The 21,483-nt window shown below is 54.8% G+C and carries 25 protein-coding genes; 18 read left to right on the top strand and 7 right to left on the bottom strand.

The window, feature by feature from the left end; translation table 11 throughout:
- Positions 1-259 precede the first annotated feature (259 nt).
- The 4 genes from ppiA to A6013_RS19785 all read left to right on the top strand — a co-directional run bounded on the left by ppiA (position 260) and on the right by A6013_RS19785 (position 3,425).
- Positions 260-832 (top strand): peptidylprolyl isomerase A, encoded by a 573-nt coding sequence (gene ppiA, locus A6013_RS19800; RefSeq protein ID WP_032644556.1) that lies wholly within the window; start codon positions 260-262, stop codon positions 830-832.
- 107 nt (positions 833-939) lie between these two features.
- Positions 940-1,524, top strand: a complete 585-nt coding sequence (locus tag A6013_RS19795) for a putative adenosine monophosphate-protein transferase Fic (protein WP_028014650.1) — start codon at positions 940-942, stop codon at positions 1,522-1,524.
- A 30-nt stretch (positions 1,525-1,554) separates the two neighbouring features.
- Positions 1,555-2,118: an aminodeoxychorismate synthase component 2 gene (gene pabA, locus A6013_RS19790; RefSeq protein WP_028014649.1), complete on the top strand. Its 564-nt coding sequence runs from the start codon at positions 1,555-1,557 to the stop codon at positions 2,116-2,118.
- An 86-nt stretch (positions 2,119-2,204) separates the two neighbouring features.
- Positions 2,205-3,425 carry an aspartate aminotransferase family protein gene (locus A6013_RS19785; RefSeq protein WP_175437393.1) on the top strand — a complete coding sequence of 407 codons (1,221 nt, stop codon included), beginning with the start codon at positions 2,205-2,207 and terminating at the stop codon, positions 3,423-3,425.
- Here A6013_RS19785 and A6013_RS19780 read toward each other — a convergent pair.
- Together A6013_RS19780 and crp are read right to left on the bottom strand one after the other, a co-directional pair.
- Positions 3,422-5,509, bottom strand: coding sequence for a YccS/YhfK family putative transporter (locus A6013_RS19780; protein ID WP_069733627.1), 2,088 nt, complete (start codon positions 5,507-5,509; stop codon positions 3,422-3,424). The two genes, A6013_RS19785 and A6013_RS19780, sit on opposite strands and share 4 nt — an antisense overlap.
- Positions 5,510-5,566: 57 nt before the next feature.
- Complete coding sequence (gene crp / locus A6013_RS19775) at positions 5,567-6,199, bottom strand: cAMP-activated global transcriptional regulator CRP (RefSeq protein WP_000242758.1); 633 nt, start codon at positions 6,197-6,199, stop codon at positions 5,567-5,569.
- A gap of 311 nt (positions 6,200-6,510) precedes the next feature.
- Between crp and A6013_RS19770 the strand changes: the two genes are divergently transcribed.
- Positions 6,511-6,915, top strand: a complete 405-nt coding sequence (locus tag A6013_RS19770; protein WP_008503018.1) for an OsmC family protein — start codon at positions 6,511-6,513, stop codon at positions 6,913-6,915.
- A gap of 66 nt (positions 6,916-6,981) precedes the next feature.
- On the opposite strand, the gene A6013_RS19765 is transcribed toward A6013_RS19770, so the two are convergent.
- From A6013_RS19765 to A6013_RS19750, 4 genes are all read right to left on the bottom strand, one after another.
- Positions 6,982-7,851: a phosphoribulokinase gene (locus A6013_RS19765; protein WP_028014646.1), complete on the bottom strand. Its 870-nt coding sequence runs from the start codon at positions 7,849-7,851 to the stop codon at positions 6,982-6,984.
- 30 nt (positions 7,852-7,881) lie between these two features.
- Entirely contained in the window at positions 7,882-8,100 is a 219-nt protein-coding gene (locus A6013_RS19760; protein ID WP_013099053.1) for a YheU family protein, read from the bottom strand.
- Entirely contained in the window at positions 8,097-9,119 is a 1,023-nt protein-coding gene (locus tag A6013_RS19755; RefSeq protein ID WP_063155645.1) for a hydrolase, read from the bottom strand. Before A6013_RS19755 ends, A6013_RS19760 begins: the two co-directional genes overlap by 4 nt.
- Before the next feature lie 111 nt (positions 9,120-9,230).
- Positions 9,231-11,135 carry an ABC transporter ATP-binding protein gene (locus tag A6013_RS19750; RefSeq protein WP_069733626.1) on the bottom strand — a complete coding sequence of 635 codons (1,905 nt, stop codon included), beginning with the start codon at positions 11,133-11,135 and terminating at the stop codon, positions 9,231-9,233.
- A 132-nt stretch (positions 11,136-11,267) separates the two neighbouring features.
- On the opposite strand from A6013_RS19750, the gene kefG reads away from it, so the two are divergent.
- The 4 genes from kefG (at position 11,268) to slyD (ending at position 14,523) form a co-directional block, all read left to right on the top strand.
- Positions 11,268-11,819, top strand: coding sequence for a glutathione-regulated potassium-efflux system ancillary protein KefG (gene kefG / locus A6013_RS19745; RefSeq protein WP_006812200.1), 552 nt, complete (start codon positions 11,268-11,270; stop codon positions 11,817-11,819).
- A complete protein-coding gene (kefB, locus tag A6013_RS19740) occupies positions 11,819-13,624 on the top strand; it encodes a glutathione-regulated potassium-efflux system protein KefB (RefSeq protein ID WP_028014643.1) in 1,806 nt (601 codons plus the stop codon). The genes kefG and kefB overlap by 1 nt, the downstream gene beginning before the upstream one ends.
- A 13-nt stretch (positions 13,625-13,637) precedes the next feature.
- Positions 13,638-13,838, top strand: coding sequence for a YheV family putative zinc ribbon protein (locus A6013_RS19735; protein WP_003861689.1), 201 nt, complete (start codon positions 13,638-13,640; stop codon positions 13,836-13,838).
- Positions 13,839-13,932: 94 nt separating this feature from the next.
- Positions 13,933-14,523 (top strand): peptidylprolyl isomerase, encoded by a 591-nt coding sequence (slyD, locus tag A6013_RS19730; RefSeq protein ID WP_003861691.1) that lies wholly within the window; start codon positions 13,933-13,935, stop codon positions 14,521-14,523.
- 51 nt (positions 14,524-14,574) lie between these two features.
- On the opposite strand, the gene A6013_RS19725 is transcribed toward slyD, so the two are convergent.
- A complete protein-coding gene (locus A6013_RS19725) occupies positions 14,575-14,793 on the bottom strand; it encodes a protein SlyX (protein WP_028014642.1) in 219 nt (72 codons plus the stop codon).
- Positions 14,794-15,031: 238 nt separating this feature from the next.
- On the opposite strand from A6013_RS19725, the gene fkpA reads away from it, so the two are divergent.
- The 9 genes from fkpA to A6013_RS19680 form a co-directional block, all read left to right on the top strand.
- Positions 15,032-15,853 carry an FKBP-type peptidyl-prolyl cis-trans isomerase gene (fkpA, locus tag A6013_RS19720; RefSeq protein WP_023331457.1) on the top strand — a complete coding sequence of 274 codons (822 nt, stop codon included), beginning with the start codon at positions 15,032-15,034 and terminating at the stop codon, positions 15,851-15,853.
- A gap of 165 nt (positions 15,854-16,018) precedes the next feature.
- Positions 16,019-16,741 (top strand): transcriptional regulator, encoded by a 723-nt coding sequence (locus A6013_RS19715; RefSeq protein ID WP_014885489.1) that lies wholly within the window; start codon positions 16,019-16,021, stop codon positions 16,739-16,741.
- Complete coding sequence (tusD, locus tag A6013_RS19710; RefSeq protein ID WP_028014640.1) at positions 16,741-17,127, top strand: sulfurtransferase complex subunit TusD; 387 nt, start codon at positions 16,741-16,743, stop codon at positions 17,125-17,127. Before A6013_RS19715 ends, tusD begins: the two co-directional genes overlap by 1 nt.
- Positions 17,127-17,486 carry a sulfurtransferase complex subunit TusC gene (gene tusC / locus A6013_RS19705; protein WP_045630323.1) on the top strand — a complete coding sequence of 120 codons (360 nt, stop codon included), beginning with the start codon at positions 17,127-17,129 and terminating at the stop codon, positions 17,484-17,486. The genes tusD and tusC overlap by 1 nt, the downstream gene beginning before the upstream one ends.
- Positions 17,487-17,493: 7 nt before the next feature.
- The gene (tusB, locus tag A6013_RS19700) at positions 17,494-17,781 is read left to right on the top strand and encodes a sulfurtransferase complex subunit TusB (RefSeq protein ID WP_041911943.1); all 288 of its coding nucleotides are present in this window, start codon (positions 17,494-17,496) and stop codon (positions 17,779-17,781) included.
- 124 nt (positions 17,782-17,905) lie between these two features.
- Positions 17,906-18,280: a 30S ribosomal protein S12 gene (gene rpsL, locus A6013_RS19695; RefSeq protein WP_000246815.1), complete on the top strand. Its 375-nt coding sequence runs from the start codon at positions 17,906-17,908 to the stop codon at positions 18,278-18,280.
- A gap of 96 nt (positions 18,281-18,376) precedes the next feature.
- Positions 18,377-18,847, top strand: coding sequence for a 30S ribosomal protein S7 (gene rpsG / locus A6013_RS19690; protein WP_003861706.1), 471 nt, complete (start codon positions 18,377-18,379; stop codon positions 18,845-18,847).
- A 96-nt stretch (positions 18,848-18,943) separates the two neighbouring features.
- On the top strand, positions 18,944-21,058 hold the full coding sequence (gene fusA / locus A6013_RS19685) for an elongation factor G (RefSeq protein ID WP_028014637.1): 2,115 nt from the start codon (positions 18,944-18,946) through the stop codon (positions 21,056-21,058).
- A gap of 69 nt (positions 21,059-21,127) precedes the next feature.
- The coding region (locus tag A6013_RS19680; protein WP_040246689.1) for a GTP-binding protein at positions 21,128-21,483 on the top strand (356 nt) is incomplete at its 3' end.

The raw sequence follows: 21,483 nt of genomic DNA, 5'->3' as shown, positions 1-21,483 counted from the left end.
AGAAAAGCGCCGGAAGGGCGCTGAGAGCGGGCAGATTTTAGTCGCTAAAGTGATCTATTCCTATCTTTTAAGGGAAATGAATATGCCATTGCAGGTTTTAGTGTGATCCAGGTCACACTAAATGGCGGTATAACCAATCGTTTGCGCAGTAATAATTGTTTCAATTTCGTAAAATTAGGTAAAAGGCTGGTCTCGGTTCATACTGCTCTTTAGAATCAAGCCATTCGCTTTTTATACTGCGCTTTGTTAAGGAATTCTCATGCTCAAATCAACACTGGCGGCTGTCGCAGCTGTGTTTGCTCTTTCTGCCGTTTCCCCTGCTGCGCTGGCAGCCAAAGGGGACCCTCACGTTCTGCTGACCACCTCTGCCGGGAACATTGAGCTGGAACTAAATAGCCAGAAAGCTCCGGTTTCTGTGAAAAACTTCCTCGACTATGTGAACAGTGGTTTCTATAACAACACCACCTTCCACCGCGTGATCCCTGGCTTCATGATTCAGGGCGGCGGCTTCAACGAGCAGATGCAGCAGAAACAGCCTAACCCACCCATCAAAAACGAAGCGGACAACGGCCTGCTGAACAAGCGCGGCACCATCTCCATGGCGCGCACGGCGGATAAAGACAGCGCCACCAGCCAGTTCTTCCTCAACGTGGCGGATAACGCTTTCCTCGACCACGGCCAGCGCGACTTCGGCTATGCGGTCTTCGGTAAAATTGTGAAAGGGATGGACGTGGCGGACAAAATCTCTCAGGTTCAGACCCACGATGTCGGTCCATACCAGAATGTGCCGTCTAAGCCAGTGGTGATTCTCTCCGCGAAAGTGCTGCCGTAATCGTTCTCCCACACGGGCATATCCTGCCCGTGTCTTTCAGCCCTCCCTGCGAAAGCGCGTTTTGCTGCTTATACTTGTGGCAAACGGACTATTCAGGGAGGCGTTAAGTGAAAAAACTCACCGATAAGCAAAAATCCCGTCTCTGGGAGCAACAGCGTAACGTCAATTTTCAGGCCAGTTGTCTCCTTGAAAAAGGTAATGGTCCTTCAGAGCCCGGCATTGAGACGCTGGAGCTTGGGCCTTCAGCGCCCGGGCTACCGCATCTGTGCCTCATTCATCGCCATCTGTATCACAGAGAGATGAAGCAGGCAGGCGAATTCCGTACCGACGATATTTTTAAGGGTGACATTCCCTTCTGCCATTTTGAGTACATCGAGACGATGGGTAACGAACTGATGGCAGCGCTGGAAAGTGATAAGTATCTTGTGGGTCTTGAAAAAGCGGCGTTTGTTGAAAAAGTGAGCCATTACTACTGTGAAATCAATATGCTGCATCCCTTTATGCGCGGTAATGGCATAGCTCAGCGCGTCTTCTTTGAGCAGCTGGCCATCCACGCGAATTACGCGCTGGACTGGCGGGATATTGATCCCGAGCAGTGGGTGGCGGCGAACCGAAGCGGTGCCACGGGAGATTTGACCGCGCTGAGCGCTATCTTTGCCAAAGTAGTGAGCGAAGCGCGGGAATCTGAGTAGAATAGGGCGGCATTTTTTTTGGGAGCCGCCATGATTCTGCTGATTGATAACTACGATTCCTTCACCTGGAACCTTTACCAGTATTTTTGTGAACTGGGTGCAGAGGTGGTTGTCCGCCGCAACGACGAACTCAGCCTGTCTGATATTGAGACGCTGGCTCCGCAGAAAATCGTCATTTCGCCGGGACCGTGTACGCCGTCGGAATCGGGCATTTCTCTGGAGGTTATTCACCACTATGCCGGCAGGCTGCCGATCCTGGGCGTCTGTCTCGGTCATCAGGCGATTGCCCAGGCATTTGGGGCTACCATCGTGCGTGCCGCGAAAGTGATGCACGGCAAAACCTCGCCGGTCACCCACACCGGCACGGGCGTATTCACAGGGCTCAATAACCCGTTAACCGTGACGCGCTACCATTCGCTGGTGATTGACCCACCGACGCTGCCCGACTGCTTTGACGTGACCGCCTGGAGCGATACGCAGGAGATCATGGGGATTCGCCACCGCGAGTGGGATCTCGAAGGCGTCCAGTTCCACCCTGAAAGTATCCTCAGCGAGCAGGGGCACGCACTGCTGGCAAATTTCCTCAATCGCTGAATATTTGTTGCCTTGTTGTGAGTTTTTATGCATATTTTGTGATTATATTTTCACAATGAATGTGACATAAAATGGATGGGCATGACATGGCAACTGAACAACCAGCAATTACCCGCGCGACATTCGATGAAGTGATTCTGCCGATTTATGCACCGGCTGAGTTTATCCCGGTGAAGGGGAAAGGCAGCCGCGTCTGGGATCAGCAGGGCAAGGAGTATGTGGATTTCGCGGGCGGTATTGCGGTCACGGCGCTGGGCCACTGCCATCCTGCGCTGGTGGACGCGCTGAAAACCCAGGGCGAAACCCTGTGGCACACCAGCAACGTGTTCACCAACGAACCTGCGCTGCGCCTGGGTCGCAAGATCATTGATGCCACGTTTGCCGAGCGCGTGCTGTTTATGAACTCCGGCACCGAAGCCAACGAAACCGCCTTTAAGCTGGCGCGCTACTACGCCACCACGCGCCATAGCCCGTACAAAACTAAAATCATCGCCTTCCATAACGCCTTCCACGGACGCTCTTTCTTTACCGTCTCCGTTGGCGGCCAGCCGAAGTATTCCGACGGCTTCGGTCCGAAACCAGCCGACATTATCCACGTGCCGTTTAACGATCTGCACGCGGTGAAAGCGGTGATGGACGACCACACCTGCGCGGTGGTGGTGGAGCCGATTCAGGGCGAAGGCGGCGTGACCGCGGCAACCCCGGAATTCCTGAAAGGGCTGCGCGAACTGTGCGACGAACATCAGGCGCTACTGGTGTTTGATGAAGTGCAGTGCGGGATGGGGCGTACCGGAGAGCTGTTTGCCTACATGCACTACGGCGTGACGCCGGATATTCTGACCAGCGCGAAAGCGCTCGGCGGCGGTTTTCCGGTGAGTGCGGTACTGACGACGCAGGAGATTGCCTCTGCGTTCCACGTCGGGTCTCACGGCTCGACCTACGGCGGTAACCCGCTGGCGAGCGCCGTGGCAGGTGCCGCGTTCGACATCATCAACACGCCAGAGGTGCTGAACGGCGTTAGCGCGAAGCGCGAGCTGTTTGTGCAGCATCTCCAGCAGATTAACAATAAGTACGACGTCTTCAGCGAGATCCGCGGCATGGGGCTGCTGATTGGTGCGGAGCTTAAGCCGCAGTACAAAGGCCGCGCGCGCGATTTCCTGCACGCAGCCGCCCACGAAGGGGTGATGGTGCTAAATGCCGGGCCTGACGTGATGCGCTTTGCGCCGTCGCTGGTGGTGGAAGAGAAAGATATTGAAGACGGGTTAACCCGCTTTGCCGCGGCGGTCGAGAAGATCGTAAAAGGCTAATACTCGGTTCGCTTTAACCGCCGCGTTAACCAAATGCCGTGATGCGGGCGCTGACGCCATGCCACCGACGAAATGGTATGCATGGTGTTCAGATGCCCGAGAATACGCTGCAAATGCTGCTCCAGGGTGCTCATCGGGCCGTGGGTCAGCGTCTCCGGTGCCTCCAGAATGTTCGAATCCCCCGACTCACCCGGCGCGTCATACTCCAGACGCTGCTGACAGCGCTGCAGGGCAATTTCACAGGACTGCAAATAGCGCTGCGCCAGATCCGGAGTCAGCATCGTGTGCTCGCGCGCCAGCGTGGTCATGGCATTGATGTGCTCAACGATAAACTGGCTGTGCGTGACCCACAGCTTCATGTCCGCCAGATAGTGTGAGTTAAAGCCCGGCTCCTGCATCGCCTGGTTGAGCGAGTTAAACAGGGCGTTGTGCGCCTGGTTGACCTTCATCCGCTGATACGCCAGCGGGGAGGGCTGCGGGTCGTCGCTCAGGATCAGACGAATGGCCTGCTGATCGGCCTCCAGCGCGTCGTGGGCGTTCTGCCTCAGCAGCCCGCTCTGCCACTGCGGCCACAGCCAGACCATGCCGCCAAAGGCGATCAGGCAGCCAATCAGCGTGTCGATCAGGCGGGCAACGATGAACTGTTCGCCGTTAAGCGTCAGCAGCTGAAGGGTATATACCGCCGTCACCGTAAAGCCCACCATCGCCCAGCCGTAGTTTTTGCGAATGATTAGATAGCTTACCAGGGTGATCGCCAGCATGCCCGCCAGGGTATAGCCTTCGGGCACGTGAAAATGCAGCGTCATGCCCGCAATAATCAGCCCCGCCATCGTGCCGCCTGCCCGGTGCAGAATGCGCACCCGCGTGGCGCCATAGCCGTTCTGGGTAACAAACAGCACGGTCATTAAGATCCAGTAGGGCTTCGGCAGATGCAGCGCCATGCCCATCAGGCTGGCGATACTGAGCATGACGCTAATCCTTGCAGCGTTGCGCAGAGCGGAAGATTTCAGAGACAGGTAGCTTCTCAGCGCCGGCAGCAGCGGCAGACGTTTCTGTTTATCCGCCATCAGGTCACGGGAATAAAGCGGGCGCTGGGTGCGCAGCACGCGGGCGATGCGGCTGAAGTGCCAGGCGGCAAACTGGCCGACCGGGTTATCCGGGTGCTGACGGGCGATTTTCTCCAGCGCGCCGAGCTGTTTGTCCATGTTAAAGCGCGTGGGGTAGCGGTGGTAGAGAATATCATCGGCCAGCACCCGCAGGCGCGCGGAGACGGTCTGCGCGTTCCAGCGGATCACCGCTTCGGCATGGCTGCGCTCAACCAGCTTTTGCACCTCCTGCGGGTGGTGAAGGCTAACGGAGATATGCTCCTGAAGATCCAGCCCCACCTGGAAGGTGCGCAACAGCCGTTTGTACTCGTGGTTCTTGTTGGCGGCGAGCATATGCAGCTGCTGATAGCATTGGCTTATCAGGTCTACCACCTTTTGCTGGCGCGTCAGCAGCGGCGGTAAGGATTTTTCCGGATCCGTATGCTGGGTGAGCAGGGTGTATTTGGCTTCACAGTAATCCGCAAGCTGCACGTAGAGCAGGCTCAGAGATTCGCGCAGCGGCTGCTCCCGCCACAGCCAGAACCAGAACCAGTTAAACAGCCCGTACCACAGCGTGCCGAGGGCGTAGATCAGCAGCGGCTCCCACACGGGCATATTACCGGCGAGGCTCAAGGTGAAGATGGCCGCAATGAGTGACGCAGGAAGCAGCCGGGCATGGAGCGAGCTGATTTCGGCGGTGACGCCGAGGGTCATCGCCAGCACGGTCAGGATCAGCGGCAGGGGAATATCGCGAGCCAGCAGAAGCTGCACCGCGAGGCTACAGCCAGCAAACAGCGAGCCGCCAATTATCAGACGTTTGAAAAAGCGTTTATGGGGCGTGTCCAGACCGGCAATGTTGCAGCAGGCGGGGACGAGAGAAAACAGCAGGCCCTGCTGAAGATGTCCCAGGATCAGGCCCACGGCCACGGGAAGACACAGCACCAGCGTTTGTCGTAGTGCGTAGTTAACTTCCGGGTGATAGATCAGCCTGCGCCACATGGGGAAAAGAGACAAAAACGGCGTGACACCTCGCGATGGCACGCCGTTTAGGCAGGATTAACGGGTTCCGTAAACCACGATGGTTTTACCGTGGGCGGAGATCAGGTTTTGATCTTCCAGCATTTTCAGAATACGGCCCACCGTTTCGCGGGAGCAACCGACGATCTGACCGATTTCCTGACGGGTAATTTTAATTTGCATGCCGTCCGGGTGGGTCATCGCGTCTGGCTGTTTCGCCAGGTTCAGCAGAGTCTGCGCAATACGGCCAGTCACGTCCAGGAAGGCGAGGTTACCCACTTTCTCTGACGTCACCTGCAGACGGCGCGCCATCTGGGAAGAAAGACGCATCAGGATGTCAGGGTTAACCTGAATCAGCTGACGGAATTTCTTATAAGAAATTTCAGCCACTTCACATGCTGTCTTTGCACGAACCCAGGCGCTACGTTCCTGGCCTTCTTCAAACAGGCCCAGTTCACCGATAAAATCGCCCTGGTTCAGATAGGAAAGGATCATCTCTTTGCCTTCCTCATCTTTGATCAGCACTGCCACCGAGCCTTTGACGATGTAATACAACGTTTCCGCTTTTTCACCCTGGTGAATCAGCGTGCTCTTTGATGGGTACTTATGAATGTGGCAATGAGACAAGAACCATTCGAGAGTCGGGTCTGTTTGCGGTTTGCCAAGCACCATGCGCTGTTATCCTCTGTTATAAGCTGTCACCAGAGTCTTCAGATGCATCCGGACTCTGGGGTTGCAATCGAATTCTTACCCATACCCTGGGAAGTCGGCTGTCGTAACGTTTCGCAGCCAGTAAAGTTTGATGTCCTCTGCATACATGTGTAACGTCAATGTATTACTGTAGCATCCTGAGTGTTTTAGCATAGCTTTTGCCGCGTGTCTCCTGGTGTCTCGCTTCAGCATGATGCAGGTCGCCTTCCATTGCGAGAAATGTAACGCACGCGTAATCTGTCACCAAAAATGCAACGTTGGAGTTAATGAATATGCAAGCGCGCGTGAAGTGGGTTGAAGGTTTAACGTTCCTGGGCGAGTCCGCATCAGGACACCAGATTTTGATGGATGGTAACTCCGGCGATAAAGCTCCAAGCCCAATGGAAATGGTGCTGATGGCGGCAGGCGGATGCAGCGCGATCGACGTGGTGTCGATTCTGCAAAAAGGCCGTCATGACGTGACGGATTGCGAGGTTAAACTCACCTCAGAGCGTCGCGAAGAGGCGCCACGCCTGTTCACCCACATTAATCTGCACTTTGTTGTCACCGGGAAAGAACTGAAAGACGCGGCGGTCTCACGCGCGGTTGATCTCTCTGCGGAGAAATACTGCTCTGTGGCGTTAATGCTGGAGAAAGCGGTAAAAATCACCCATTCGTATGAAGTGATCGAGGCTTAATTATTGGGGCATCGTGCGTGTTGATGCCCTCACCCTAACCCTCTCCCACGGGGAGAGGGAACATGTTCACGCGATCTGCTTCCCTTCCATCAGTCGCTCCACCAGCGGCGTCATGATCAGCTCCATTGCCAGCCCCATTTTTCCACCGGGAACCACTAACGTATTCATGTGGGAAATAAACGAGCCCTGCAGCATCGCCAGCAGCCAGGGGTAATCAATGCCTTCAAGATTGCGGAAGTGGATCACCACAAAGCTCTCATCCAACGACGGGATGCTTTTCGCCGCGAACGGATTGGAAGTGTCCACCGTCGGCACGCGCTGGAAGTTAATGTGCGTGCGGGAGAACTGCGGCGTGAGATAGTTGATGTAATCTTCCATGGAGCGCACCACCGAGTCCATTACCGCCTCGCGCGAATGGCCGCGCTCGCTCATGTCGCGCGTCAGCTTCTGGATCCACTCCAGGTTAACGATCGGCACCACCCCGACCAGCAGATCCACATGGCGCGCCACGTCGTGCTGAGGTGTGACAACGCCGCCGTGCAATCCTTCATAAAACAGCACGTCGGTGGGTTCCGGCAGCGGTTGCCAGGGGGTAAAGGTGCCCGGCACCTGGTTCCAGGGTACGGCTTCGTCGTAGGTGTGCAGATACTTACGGGACTGCCCGGTACCGCTCTGACCGTATTCGCGGAAGGTTTGCTCCAGCAGGCCGAAATCATTGGCTTCCGGGCCAAAGTAGCTGATGTGTTTACCCAAATCGCGTGCCTTGCGGATCGCCATGTCCATCTCAGGCCGCGTATAGCGGTGAAAGCTGTCGCCTTCGACCTCCGCCGAACGGAGATTCAGCTGGGCGAAAATCTTGCGAAAAGCGAGGCTGGTGGTGGTGGTTCCCGCACCACTCGACCCCGTAACGGCAATAATGGGATGTCTGGCAGACATAGCAACTCCCTGACGGAAAAGGTTGGAAGATCAGCCGTGAAACGCGTTGCGGGGCATGATATTGACCGTCTCATGCAGTTCTGACCACACCAGCACCACGTCGCCGCTTTTCAGCTGGCGTTTTACATCGTTGACCTTTTGCTCAAGCGAACGCTCATGTTCACCATAATCGGTGCCTTCGCGTAATACAAAGCTTTCAATCAGATTATCGAGCGTTTCGGGAGCCAGATCCTGCCAGGGAATGATCATTTTGCACCATCCAGATAAGGAGTCAGCCAGTCAGGAATGCGCGCTTCCAGCCACATTTTCGGCCTGCGCAGCGTGCCGCCGATGAACCCCACGTGGCCACCATGTTCGGTCAGCTGGTAGTGAACGTTGTCAGGCAGGAATTCCTGCGCGGGAATAGAGTGATGATCCATGAATGGGTCATCTTTGGCGTGAATAATCAGCGTCGGCTGCGTGATTTTGCTGAGCAGCGGCATGGCGCTGCACTGTCGGTAATAGTCGATAGCATCGGCGAAGCCGTGAATTTTGGCGGTGATCAGATCGTCGAATTCGCGGATGCAGCGTACTTTTTTCAGCTGACGCAGGCTTACCGGCAGGGTATCCGGATAGGCCTTCAGCTTTCGCGCCGCGTTGGCTTTCAGCAGGTTGAGCAGATAGCGCTGATAGACGCGAGAAAAGCCTTTTTCCATGTGGTAGCTGCACTGCTCCAGCATAAACGGTGCGGAGACAATCACTGCTGCATTCAGCGGTACGCTGTCGCCCTCTTTGGCCAGCAGACAGGCGAGCATATTACCGCCCAGCGAGTAGCCCACGGCGGCCGTTGGCGCGGCGCCATAATTTTCCCGCAGCCAGTGTAGAAACCACGTGCCATCTTCGGTTTCACCCGAGTGATAAATGCGTTTCTGACGATTCGGCTCGCCGCTACAGCCGCGAAAATGCATCACCACGCCGAGCCAGCCGCGCGCTTTGGCGGCCTCAATTAACCCATGCGCATACGGACTGTGCAGGCTGCCTTCTAAACCGTGAAAAACCACCAGACGCGGCTTATGAAGAGCCTGTTCCGGCGCTTCGCTCCAGGCGAGATCCAGAAAATCACCGTCCGGCAGATCGAGCCGTTGCCAGTGCGGAGTGAACTGGACCTTGCGGCGGATCAGCCGCGGCAGCATGGTCTGCAAATGGCAGTTGGCCACGCCGCGCATGGGCACGAACTCGGTGCTGTCTTCGGCTGTAATGTCGAAGTCTGATGGAATGATTTGGGTCATAAGGACGATGCTGATTCTTGTCAGAAATTCACTATACTTTCCGAATTGTACCCCGTTTAGCCTGGATTTCCGAACCAGAGATAGATTCCGTTCGCACAACGGGGTAAAAATTCAGTCTGCCTGCAGCATCGCTTCCAGCTGTTCCTGGGCATCCAGCCATGCCATTTCGCACTCTTCGAGGCTGGATTTTGCTTTCGCCTGCGTTTGCAGACAATCCGTTAGCTCCACTTTACGGCTCTGATCGTACAGGTCGCTGTCGCCCAGCTTCTCTTCGACGGCAGCAAGCGTGGCGTTGAGCTTTTCCATCTCTTTTTCAAGACGGGCAATCTCTTTACGCAGCGGCTGGGTCTGGGTGCGCAGTTCCGCTTCGCGGCGCTTCTGGTCTTTACGCGACTGTGCGCTGTTGACGTTGTCTTTCGCTGACTCTTCCGGCTGGTTTTCCTGCTTTTGTACGTCCGTCAGCCACTGCTGGTAGTCTTCCAGATCGCCGTCGAACGGTTCGACTTTGCCGCCGTGTACCAGGTAGAGATCGTCGGTGGTGGATCGGATCAGGTGGCGATCGTGCGACACGACAACCAGTGCGCCTTCGAACTCAATCAGCGCTTCGGTCAGCGCCTGACGCATGTCGAGATCCAGGTGGTTGGTCGGTTCATCGAGCAGCAGCAGGTTGGGTCTCTGCCAGACGATCAGCGCCAGCACCAGACGGGCTTTTTCGCCGCCGGAGAAACGCTCGGTGTTTTCGGTCACCTTATCGCCCTGGAAGCCGAAGCCGCCGAGGTAGTCGCGCAGTTTCTGCTCCATTTCCTGCGGCGCAAGACGCGCCAGATGCTGAATCGGCGATTCATCTGCGCGTAAAAATTCCAGCTGATGTTGGGCGAAATAGCCAAGCTTAATGCCCTTCGCCAGGCCGATTTCACCGCTGGTTGGGTTAAGCTCGCCCGCGAGCAGCTTAATTAATGTCGATTTACCGGCGCCGTTGCGCCCCAGCAGGCCAATGCGCGAACCCGGCACCAGGTTAAGCTTGATAGAGTCGAGGATGATGCGATCGCCATAGCCTGCGCTCACTTTTTCCATCTTCAGCAGCGGGTTCGGCAGGCTTTCCGGCGCGCGGAAGCTGAAGTGGAACGGGTTATCCACGTGTGCCGGGGCAATCATCTCCATGCGTTCCAGCATCTTGATGCGGCTCTGGGCCTGCTTGGCTTTTGACGCTTTAGCTTTGAAGCGATCCACGAAGCTCTGCAGATGCGCCACGCGCTGCTGTTGGCTTTCATACATCGACTGCTGCTGAGCAAGGCGCGTCGCGCGCTGGCGCTCAAAGGAGCTGTAGTTGCCGGTGTACTCGAACATGGTTTGCTGTTCGATATGAATGATTTTATCCACCACCGGGTCGAGGAAGTCGCGGTCGTGGGAGATGAGAATCAGAGTGCCCTGATAGCTCTTGAGCCACTTCTCGAGCCAAATAACCGCATCGAGATCGAGGTGGTTGGTCGGTTCATCGAGCAGGAGCAGGTCTGAGCGGCAGATCAGCGCCTGCGCCAGGTTGAGGCGCATGCGCCAGCCGCCGGAGAAGTCGCTTACCGGGCGTTCAAGCTGTTCATTGCTAAAGCCCAGGCCGTGCAGCAGGCTGGAGGCGCGGGAGCGAATGGTCCACGCGTCGATGGCGTCCAGCTTGCCGTGAACGGTAGCGATGGCGTGACCGTCGTTGCGCTCGTTGGCCGCGTTGAGTTCCGCTTCGAGCTTACGGTACTCGCGATCTCCGTCGATAACATAGTCGAGCGCCGGTTCGCTCAGGGCTGGCGTCTCCTGGTTTACCCACGCGAGCTGCCAGTTCCCCGGGAAGGTAAAGTTACCACCATCCGCGCTAATCTCGTTTTTCAGCAGCGCCAGCAGGGTGGATTTACCGCAGCCGTTTTTGCCGACCAGACCCACTTTCTGGCCCGGGTTGATGGTAGCAGTGGCGTTATCCAGCAGGACGCGCACGCCGCGACGAATTTGTAACGAGGAGAAAACAATCATAGAAGCGCCGTATGTTCCGACTATGTTAATTTGTCATTATGATAATGTAAGGTGTGGGCCATTTTCCCCACCGGGCCGCCATGGTAGCCCAAAACGACAACAATACACAAAAACAGAACCGGGAGGGGAGTGATGTCTCAGACAGCGAAAGTGCTGCTGCTGTATGCCCATCCGGAATCTCAGGACTCGGTGGCGAACCGGGTGCTGCTTAAGCCGGCCACACAGCTCAGTAACGTCACGGTGCACGATCTCTACGCGCACTATCCTGATTTCTTTATCGATATTCCTTACGAGCAGGAACTGCTGCGTCAGCATGACGTGATTGTATTTCAGCATCCGCTCTATACCTACAGCTGTCCGGCACTGCTGAAAGAGTGGCTGGACCGCGTGCTGAGCCGGGGCTTTTCCAGTGGGGTGGGGGGCAACCAGCTGGCGGGAAAGTACTGGCGCAGTGTGATCACCACCGGTGAACCCGAAAGCGCTTACCGTCACGACGGGCTGAACCGCTATCCCATGAGCGACATCCTGAGGCCGTTCGAGCTGACGGCGGCCATGTGCCGCATGCACTGGATGAGCCCGATTATTGTTTACTGGGCGCGGCGTCAGGACCCGAAAGCGCTCGCAAGCCACGCCAGAGCCTACGGCGAATGGCTGGCATCACCGATTCCGGCAGGAGGTCGTTAATGGAAGGATCGAATTTACTCCTCGCCGGGGTGCTGTTTTTATTTGCCGCCGTCGTCGCGGTGCCGCTTGCCGCCCGTATCGGCATCGGGGCGGTGCTGGGGTATTTGCTCGCGGGGATCGCCATTGGCCCATGGGGACTGGGTTTCATCAGCGACGTGGATGAAATTCTCCACTTCTCGGAGCTCGGCGTGGTGTTCCTGATGTTCATCATCGGCCTCGAACTGAACCCCTCGAAGCTGTGGCAGCTTCGACGCTCTATCTTTGGCGTGGGCGCCGCGCAGGTGCTGTTTAGCGCCGCGATTCTGGCTGGCCTGTTAATGCTGACCAACTTTTCCTGGCAGGCGGCGGTGATTGGCGGGATTGGTCTCGCAATGTCGTCGACGGCGATGGCGCTGCAGCTGATGCGCGACAAGGGGATGAACCGCAATGAGGCCGGACAGCTGGGCTTTTCGGTGCTGCTGTTCCAGGATTTAGCGGTGATCCCGGCGCTGGCACTGGTGCCGCTGCTGGCGGGCTCGGGCGACGATCACTTCGACTGGGCAAAAATTTCTATGAAGGTGCTGGCCTTCGCGGGCATGCTGATTGGCGGACGTTTCCTGTTACGTCCGGTGTTCCGCTTTATTGCCGCCTCGGGCGTGCGCGAGGTGTTTACCGCCGCGACGTTGCTGCTGGTGCTCGGCTCGGCGCTGTTTATGGACGCGCTGGGGCTGTCGATGGCGCTGGGCACCTTTATTGCCGGCGTGCTGCTGGCGGAGAGTGAATATCGGCACGAACTGGAAATTGCCATCGATCCCTTCAAAGGGCTGCTGTTAGGCCTGTTCTTTATTTCGGTGGGAATGGCGCTCAATCTTGGCGTGCTTTATACCCATTTGCTCTGGGTTGCGGTGAGTGTTGCGATCCTGGTGGCGGTGAAAATGCTGGTGCTGTACGTCATGGCGCGTATCTACGGGTTGCGCAGTTCGGAACGCATGCAGTTTGCCAGCGTGTTGAGCCAGGGTGGCGAGTTTGCGTTTGTGCTGTTCTCCACCGCCTCCTCCCAGAAGCTGTTTAAAGATGACCAGATGGCGCTGCTGCTGGTGACGGTAACGCTGTCGATGATGACCACGCCTCTGCTGATGAAGATGGTGGATAAACTCCTGTCGCGCCGCCTGAATCCGGCAGACGATGAAGATGAAGCGCCGTGGGTAGAAGACGATAAGCCGCAGGTGATCGTCGTGGGCTTCGGCCGCTTCGGGCAGGTGATTGGCCGCCTGTTGATGGCGAACAAAATGCGCATTACGGTGCTGGAGCGCGATATCAGCGCGGTCAACCTGATGCGCAAATATGGCTACAAGGTCTATTACGGCGATGCCACCCAGCTTGAGCTTCTGCGCTCGGCCGGGGCGGAAGCCGCGGAGTCTATCGTCATCACCTGCAACGATCCGGAAGATACAATGAAGCTGGTGGAGCTATGTCAGCAGCATTTCCCGCACCTGAATATTCTGGCGCGTGCCCGGGGACGTGTTGAAGCTCACGAATTGTTGCAGGCAGGTGTGAAACACTTCTCCCGTGAGACGTTCTCCAGTGCGCTGGAACTGGGGCGCAAGGCGTTAATCTCCCTGGGGATGCATCCTCACCAGGCGCAGCGCGCCCAGATGCACTTCCGCCGGCTGGATATGCGCATGCTGCGCGAATTAATGCCTGTGCATAGCGATACGGCGCAGATCTCCCGCGTGCGGGAAGCGCGGCGCGAGCTGGAGGAGATCTTCCAGCGAGAGATGCAACAGGAACGACGCCAGCTCGACGGCTGGGATGAATTTGAATAAAAGGTAACGAAAGATGGCTGTACGTAAACGCTTTATCGCGGGTGCAAAGTGCCCGTCTTGCCAGGCTCAAGATACGCTGGCCATGTGGCGCGAAAATAATATTGATATAGTTGAGTGCGTTAAGTGCGGTCACCAGATGCGTGAGGCTGACAAAGAAGCACGCGATCACGTTCGCAAAGAAGAGCAAGTGATCGGCATTTTTCATCCAGACTAGCGATATGCTCTGAGTTTTTTTAAGCTTAAGGGTACACGGGTGCAGATTTCCGCTACAATCTGCGCCAGCAATTTTCCCACGCTCAGGAGATATCATGAAAGTAGCAAAAGACCTGGTGGTCAGCCTGGCCTATCAGGTACGTACAGAAGACGGTGTGTTGGTTGATGAGTCTCCGGTGAGTGCGCCGCTGGACTACCTGCATGGTCACGGTTCCCTGATTTCCGGCCTGGAAACTGCGCTGGAAGGTCATGAAGTTGGCGATAAATTCGACGTTGCTGTAGGCGCGAACGACGCTTACGGTCAGTATGACGACAACCTGGTTCAGCGCGTTCCTAAAGACGTGTTCATGGGCGTTGACGAGCTGCAGGTTGGTATGCGCTTCCTGGCTGAAACTGACCAGGGTCCGGTTCCTGTTGAAATCACTGAAGTTGAAGACGACCACGTTGTGGTTGACGGCAACCACATGCTGGCTGGCCAGAACCTGAAGTTCAACGTAGAAGTTGTTGCGATCCGTGAAGCGACCGAAGAAGAGCTGGCCCATGGCCACGTTCACGGTGCTCATGGTCACGACCATGATCACGATCACGGCCACGACGGCTGCTGCGGTGGTCACGGCCACGACCATGGTCATGACCACGGCCACGGTAAAGGTGGTTGCGGCAACGGCGGCTGCGGTTGCCACTAATTCCGTCATGCGGAAAATAAAAAAGCGGGATAATCCCGCTTTTTTTACGCCTCAATAATGAGGTGGTGGCGTCTCTTCCGACTGAGAGGCAATATTTGACGGCTGCGTCGCCTTCAGCTTTTCCGTTAGCAGGCGCATATGATCCCGCAGTTTCGCCATTTCGAGTTCGTGCGCGGTCACGGTCTGGTTAAGCTCTTCGATGGTGATGTCCTGAAAAGCCAGGCGGCTTTCCAGCTCAGCCATTCTCGCTTCTATCATTGTGTCCTTCATCATTCACCTCGTTTATATCTGATACGCCATATTGGCCCAGCGGCGGCGCAGTTTAACTGAGTTTATCCTTAAGTGCAGTCTCTATCCCGTTGGCAAGAAACTTATTTAAACAAAAATAGTCTGAAAAGTGGCGAGAATTGGAAGTGTCTGTCTGTAGATTTCTTCCGCAACGTTTTATAGTACGTCACTCATTTACGTTTAACGCTGGGGTGAGAGTCCCCAGGCCCTGGAGATATGGATGAAATCACTGTTTAAAGTAACGCTGCTGGCGACGACGATGGCTGTTGCACTGAACGCGCCGCTGTCATTCGCTGCTGATACTGCTGCGAAGCCTGCTGCCACTGCAGACAGCAAAGCGGCGTTCAAAAATGACGACCAGAAATCCGCCTACGCACTGGGCGCATCTCTGGGCCGCTACATGGAAAACTCTCTGAAAGAACAAGAGAAACTGGGCATCAAACTGGACAAAGCCCAGCTGATCGCGGGTGTTCAGGACGCTTTTGCTGATAAGAGCAAACTGTCTGACCAGGAAATCGAACAGACTCTGCAGGCGTTCGAAGCGCGCGTTAAGGGTGCCGCTCAGACCAAGATGGAAGCGGACGCTAAAGACAACGAAGCGAAAGGCAAAGCCTACCGCGACACCTTTGCTAAAGAGAAGGGTGTGAAAACCTCTTCTACTGGTCTGGTGTACAAAGTTGAGAAAGAAGGTACTGGTGATGCGCCTAAAGACAGCGACACCGTTGTGGTGAACTACAAAGGTACGCTGATCGACGGTAAAGAGTTCGACAACTCTTACACCCGTGGTGAACCTCTTTCCTTCCGTCTTGACGGTGTGATCCCAGGCTGGACTGAAGGCCTGAAAAACATCAAAAAAGGCGGCAAAATCAAGCTGGTTATCCCACCGGATCTGGCCTATGGCAAAACTGGCGTCCCGGGTATCCCGGCTAACTCCACGCTGGTCTTCGACGTAGAGCTGCTGGACATCAAACCAGCGCCGAAAGCGGATGCGAAACCGGAAGCGCAGGCAGATCAGAAAGCTGCGACAGACGCTAAGAAGTAATGTGATGCAAACCGCCGCCTTTTAAGGCGGCGGTTTTTTATTGTGGGGCAGATATAATTAACACTGGAAAGCGTTAGGCACGCTGTATTAATTTAGTTGTCCGTGTAGATAATGAGCCTGCCCTGAAAACCTAACGACAGGCTCCTGAAAAGGAGTGTTTTTTTCATGTCCAGGTCGCTTTTAACCAACGAAACCAGTGAACTTGATTTGCTGGATCAACGTCCTTTTGACCAGACCGACTTCGATATTCTGAAATCCTATGAAGCGGTAGTGGACGGGTTAGCGATGCTCATTGGTTCCCACTGCGAAATCGTATTGCACTCCCTGCAAGATCTGAAGTGTTCCGCCATCCGCATTGCTAATGGTGAGCATACCGGCCGTAAAATTGGTTCGCCAATTACCGACCTTGCATTGCGTATGTTGCATGACATGACCGGCGCGGACAGCAGCGTCTCAAAATGTTATTTCACCCGCGCCAAAAGCGGCGTGCTGATGAAATCAGAAACCATCGCGATTCGAAATCGCGAGCATCGTGTGATTGGGCTGCTGTGCATCAACATGAACCTTGATGTGCCATTCTCGCAGATCATGAGCACCTTTATTCCGCCAGAAACGCCAGACGTTGGCTCTTCTGTTAACTTTGCCTCCTCCGTTGAAGATCTCGTCACGCAGACGCTTGAGTTCACCATTGAAGAGGTCAATGCTGACCGCAACGTATCGAACAACGCCAAGAATCGCCAGATCGTACTCAATCTCTACGAGAAAGGGATTTTCGACATTAAAGATGCCATCAACCAGGTGGCCGATCGTCTGAACATCTCCAAGCATACGGTTTACCTCTACATCCGTCAGTTCAAAAGCGGCGATTTCGTGGGGCAGGATAAGTAATGCGTTTTGCATTAATGGTGACGGGCCCGGCGTATGGAACTCAACAGGCCAGCAGCGCGCTGCAGTTTGCGCATGCGCTGCTGGCGGCCGGACACGAACTGGCGAGCGTCTTCTTCTATCGGGAAGGGGTGTATAACGCGAACCAGTTTACGTCGCCGGCGAGCGACGAGTTTGATCTGGTCCGCGCCTGGCAGGCGTTAAATGAAAAGCAGGGCGTTGAGCTGCATATCTGCGTGGCGGCGGCGCTGCGTCGCGGCGTGACGGATGCAGCCGAAGCCGAGCGCCTGGGATTATCAGGCGCTAACCTGCAGCCTGGTTTTTCGTTGAGTGGTCTGGGCGCATTGGCTCAGGCGGCGTTAACCTGCGACAGAGTGGTGCAATTCTGATGAAGCGTGTGGCATTTGTTTTTTCTTCTGCGCCGCACGGCAGCACCTCTGGCCGCGAAGGCCTGGATGCGCTGCTTGCGACATCGGCGTTAACAGAAGATATCGGTGTCTTCTTTCTGGGGGACGGCGTGCTTCAGCTTCTGGCGGGCCAACAGCCGCAGGCCATTCTGGCGCGCGACTACATCGCCACCTTCAAAGTGCTGCCGCTTTACGATATCGAAACCTGCTATGTCTGTGCCGACTCTTTAACGGCGCGCGGTTTAAGCGATAAGACGCCTTTTGTGCTGGATGTGACGACCTTACCTGCCGCAGCACTGCGTGAACAACTATCCCACTACGACACCATTCTGACTTTCTGAGGCTTCCATGCTACATATTCTCAGCCATTCACCATGGCAATGTGATATCGACACGCTGTTGAGCATGCTGCGCGAAGGTGACGATCTGCTGCTGATTCAGGATGGCGTGCTCGCTGCACTTGAAGGTGGACGTTTCGTTGAAATTCTCACGAACGCCCCCATAACGGTCTCTGCGCTGAAGGACGATCTGGATGCGCGGGGTCTTTCTGGTCAAATTTCAGCCAAAATTGACGTGGTTGGCTATACTGATTTCGTCAATCTTACTGTGACGCACGCCAGTCAAATGAACTGGTGATTTGAGATCGCTGTATATTTCTTGACACCTTTTCGACGTAGCCCTAAAATTTCGCGTCCTCATATTGTATGAGGTCGTTTTATTACGTGTTTACGAAGCAAAAGCTAAAACCAGGAGCTATTTAATGGCAACAGTTAACCAGCTGGTACGCAAACCACGTGCACGCAAAGTTGCAAAAAGCAACGTGCCTGCGCTGGAAGCCTGCCCGCAGAAACGTGGTGTATGTACTCGTGTATATACCACCACTCCTAAAAAACCAAACTCCGCACTGCGTAAAGTATGCCGTGTGCGTTTGACTAACGGTTTCGAAGTGACTTCCTACATCGGTGGTGAAGGTCACAACCTGCAGGAGCACTCCGTGATCCTGATCCGTGGCGGTCGTGTTAAAGACCTTCCGGGTGTTCGTTACCACACCGTTCGTGGTGCGCTGGACTGCTCAGGTGTTAAAGACCGTAAGCAGGCTCGCTCCAAGTACGGCGTGAAGCGTCCTAAGGCTTAATGGTTCTCCGTTAAGTAAGGCCAAACTGATTTATCTTAATGTCAAACTAAACTCGTAGAGTTTTGGACAATCCTGAATTAACAACGGAGTATTCCCATGCCACGTCGTCGCGTCATTGGTCAGCGTAAAATTCTTCCAGATCCGAAGTTCGGATCAGAACTGCTGGCAAAATTTGTAAATATCCTGATGGTAGATGGTAAAAAATCTACTGCAGAAGCAATCGTATACAGCGCGCTGGAGACCCTGGCTCAGCGTTCTGGTAAAAATGAACTGGAAGCTTTCGAAGTCGCTCTCGACAACGTTCGCCCAACTGTAGAAGTTAAGTCCCGCCGTGTTGGTGGTTCTACTTATCAGGTTCCAGTTGAAGTTCGTCCGGTTCGTCGTAATGCCCTGGCAATGCGTTGGATCGTTGAAGCTGCTCGTAAACGCGGTGATAAATCCATGGCTCTGCGTCTGGCGAACGAACTTTCTGATGCTGCAGAAAACAAAGGTACTGCAGTTAAGAAACGTGAAGACGTTCACCGTATGGCAGAAGCCAACAAGGCGTTCGCACACTACCGTTGGTAATCCCTTCGGAGTATTAGTCACCAGGCGGGCGCTTCAGAGAAGCTGCCCGCTCTGGGTAACTTAACTGAACGCCTAAAGAAACAAACGAGGAATCAAATGGCTCGTACAACACCCATCGCACGCTACCGTAACATCGGTATCAGTGCGCACATCGACGCCGGTAAGACCACTACTACCGAACGTATTCTGTTCTACACCGGTGTAAACCATAAAATCGGTGAAGTTCATGACGGCGCAGCCACCATGGACTGGATGGAACAGGAGCAGGAGCGTGGTATTACCATCACCTCCGCAGCGACTACTGCATTCTGGTCAGGTATGGCTAAGCAGTACGAACCGCATCGCGTAAACATCATCGACACCCCGGGCCACGTTGACTTCACCATCGAAGTAGAACGTTCCATGCGTGTTCTTGACGGCGCGGTAATGGTTTATTGCGCAGTTGGTGGTGTTCAGCCACAGTCTGAAACCGTATGGCGTCAGGCGAACAAATATAAAGTTCCACGCATCGCGTTCGTTAACAAAATGGACCGTATGGGTGCTAACTTCCTGAAAGTTGTTGGCCAGATCAAAACCCGTCTGGGCGCGAACCCTGTTCCGCTGCAGCTGGCAATTGGTGCTGAAGAAGGCTTCACCGGCGTTATCGACCTGGTGAAAATGAAAGCCATCAACTGGAACGATGCAGACCAGGGCGTTACCTTCGAATACGAAGATATCCCGGCTGAGATGCAGGACCTGGCTGACGAATGGCACCAGAACCTGATCGAATCCGCTGCTGAAGCTTCTGAAGAGCTGATGGAGAAATACCTGGGTGGTGAAGAACTGTCTGAAGAAGAGATCAAAAAAGCTCTGCGTCAGCGCGTTCTGAACAACGAAATCATCCTGGTAACCTGTGGTTCTGCGTTCAAGAACAAAGGTGTTCAGGCGATGCTGGATGCGGTAGTTGACTACCTGCCATCCCCGGTTGACGTTCCTGCGATCAACGGCATCCTGGACGACGGTAAAGATACTCCGGCTGAGCGTCACGCAAGTGATGACGAGCCGTTCTCTGCACTGGCGTTCAAAATTGCTACCGACCCATTCGTGGGTAACCTGACCTTCTTCCGCGTTTACTCTGGTGTGGTTAACTCTGGTGACACCATCCTGAACTCCGTGAAAGCGGCGCGTGAACGTTTTGGCCGTATCGTACAGATGCATGCTAACAAACGTGAAGAGATCAAAGAAGTTCGTGCGGGCGACATCGCTGCAGCTATCGGTCTGAAAGACGTGACCACTGGTGACACCCTGTGTGACCCGGATCACCCGATCATTCTGGAGCGTATGGAATTCCCTGAGCCGGTAATCTCCATCGCGGTTGAACCAAAAACCAAAGCTGACCAGGAAAAAATGGGTCTGGCTCTGGGCCGTCTGGCGAAAGAAGACCCATCATTCCGCGTATGGACTGATGAAGAATCTAACCAGACCATCATCGCTGGTATGGGTGAACTGCACCTGGACATCATCGTTGACCGTATGAAGCGTGAATTCAACGTTGAAGCGAACGTGGGTAAACCTCAGGTTGCTTACCGCGAAGCGATTCGCGCGAAAGTTACCGATGTTGAAGGTAAACACGCTAAGCAGTCTGGTGGTCGCGGTCAGTACGGTCACGTTGTGATCGACATGTACCCACTGGAGCCGGGCTCTAACCCGAAAGGTTACGAGTTCATCAACGACATCAAAGGTGGTGTAATTCCTGGCGAATACATCCCAGCCGTTGATAAAGGCATCCAGGAACAGCTGAAAGCGGGCCCTCTGGCTGGCTATCCGGTTGTTGACATGGGTATCCGTCTGCACTTCGGTTCTTACCACGACGTTGACTCCTCTGAACTGGCGTTTAAACTGGCTGCGTCTATTGCCTTTAAAGAAGGCTTTAAGAAAGCAAAACCAGTTCTGCTTGAGCCAATCATGAAGGTTGAAGTAGAAACTCCTGAAGAGAACACCGGTGACGTTATCGGTGACTTGAGCCGTCGTCGCGGTATGCTGCGTGGTCAGGAATCCGAAGTAACTGGCGTTAAGATCCACGCTGAAGTTCCGCTGTCTGAAATGTTCGGATATGCAACTCAGCTGCGTTCTCTGACCAAAGGTCGTGCATCATACACCATGGAATTCCTGAAGTATGATGATGCGCCTAACAACGTTGCTCAGGCCGTTATTGAAGCCCGTGGTAAGTAATCCACAGGATTAAAACCTAAGTCCCGTGCTCTCTCCAGAGGGGAGAGCACTATAGTAAGGAATATAGCCGTGTCTAAAGAAAAATTTGAACGTACAAAACCGCACGTCAACGTTGGTACTATCGGCCACGTTGACCATGGTAAAACTACCCTGACCGCTGCAATCACTACCGTTCTGGCTAAAACCTACGGTGGTTCTGCTCGTGCATTCGACCAGATCGATAACGCGCCAGAAGAAAAAGCTCGTGGTATCACCATCAACACCTCTCACGTTGAATACGACACCCCGACTCGCCACTACGCACACGTAGACTGCCCAGGCCACGCCGACTATGTTAAAAACATGATCACCGGTGCTGCGCAGATGGACGGCGCGATCCTGGTTGTTGCTGCGACTGACGGCCCAATGCCTCAGACTCGTGAGCA

The organism is Enterobacter sp. IF2SW-B1, from assembly GCF_001743375.1.
GTDB classification, from domain to species: Bacteria; Pseudomonadota; Gammaproteobacteria; order Enterobacterales; family Enterobacteriaceae; genus Enterobacter; species Enterobacter bugandensis.
This window is presented reverse-complemented; position numbering and strand designations above follow the sequence as displayed.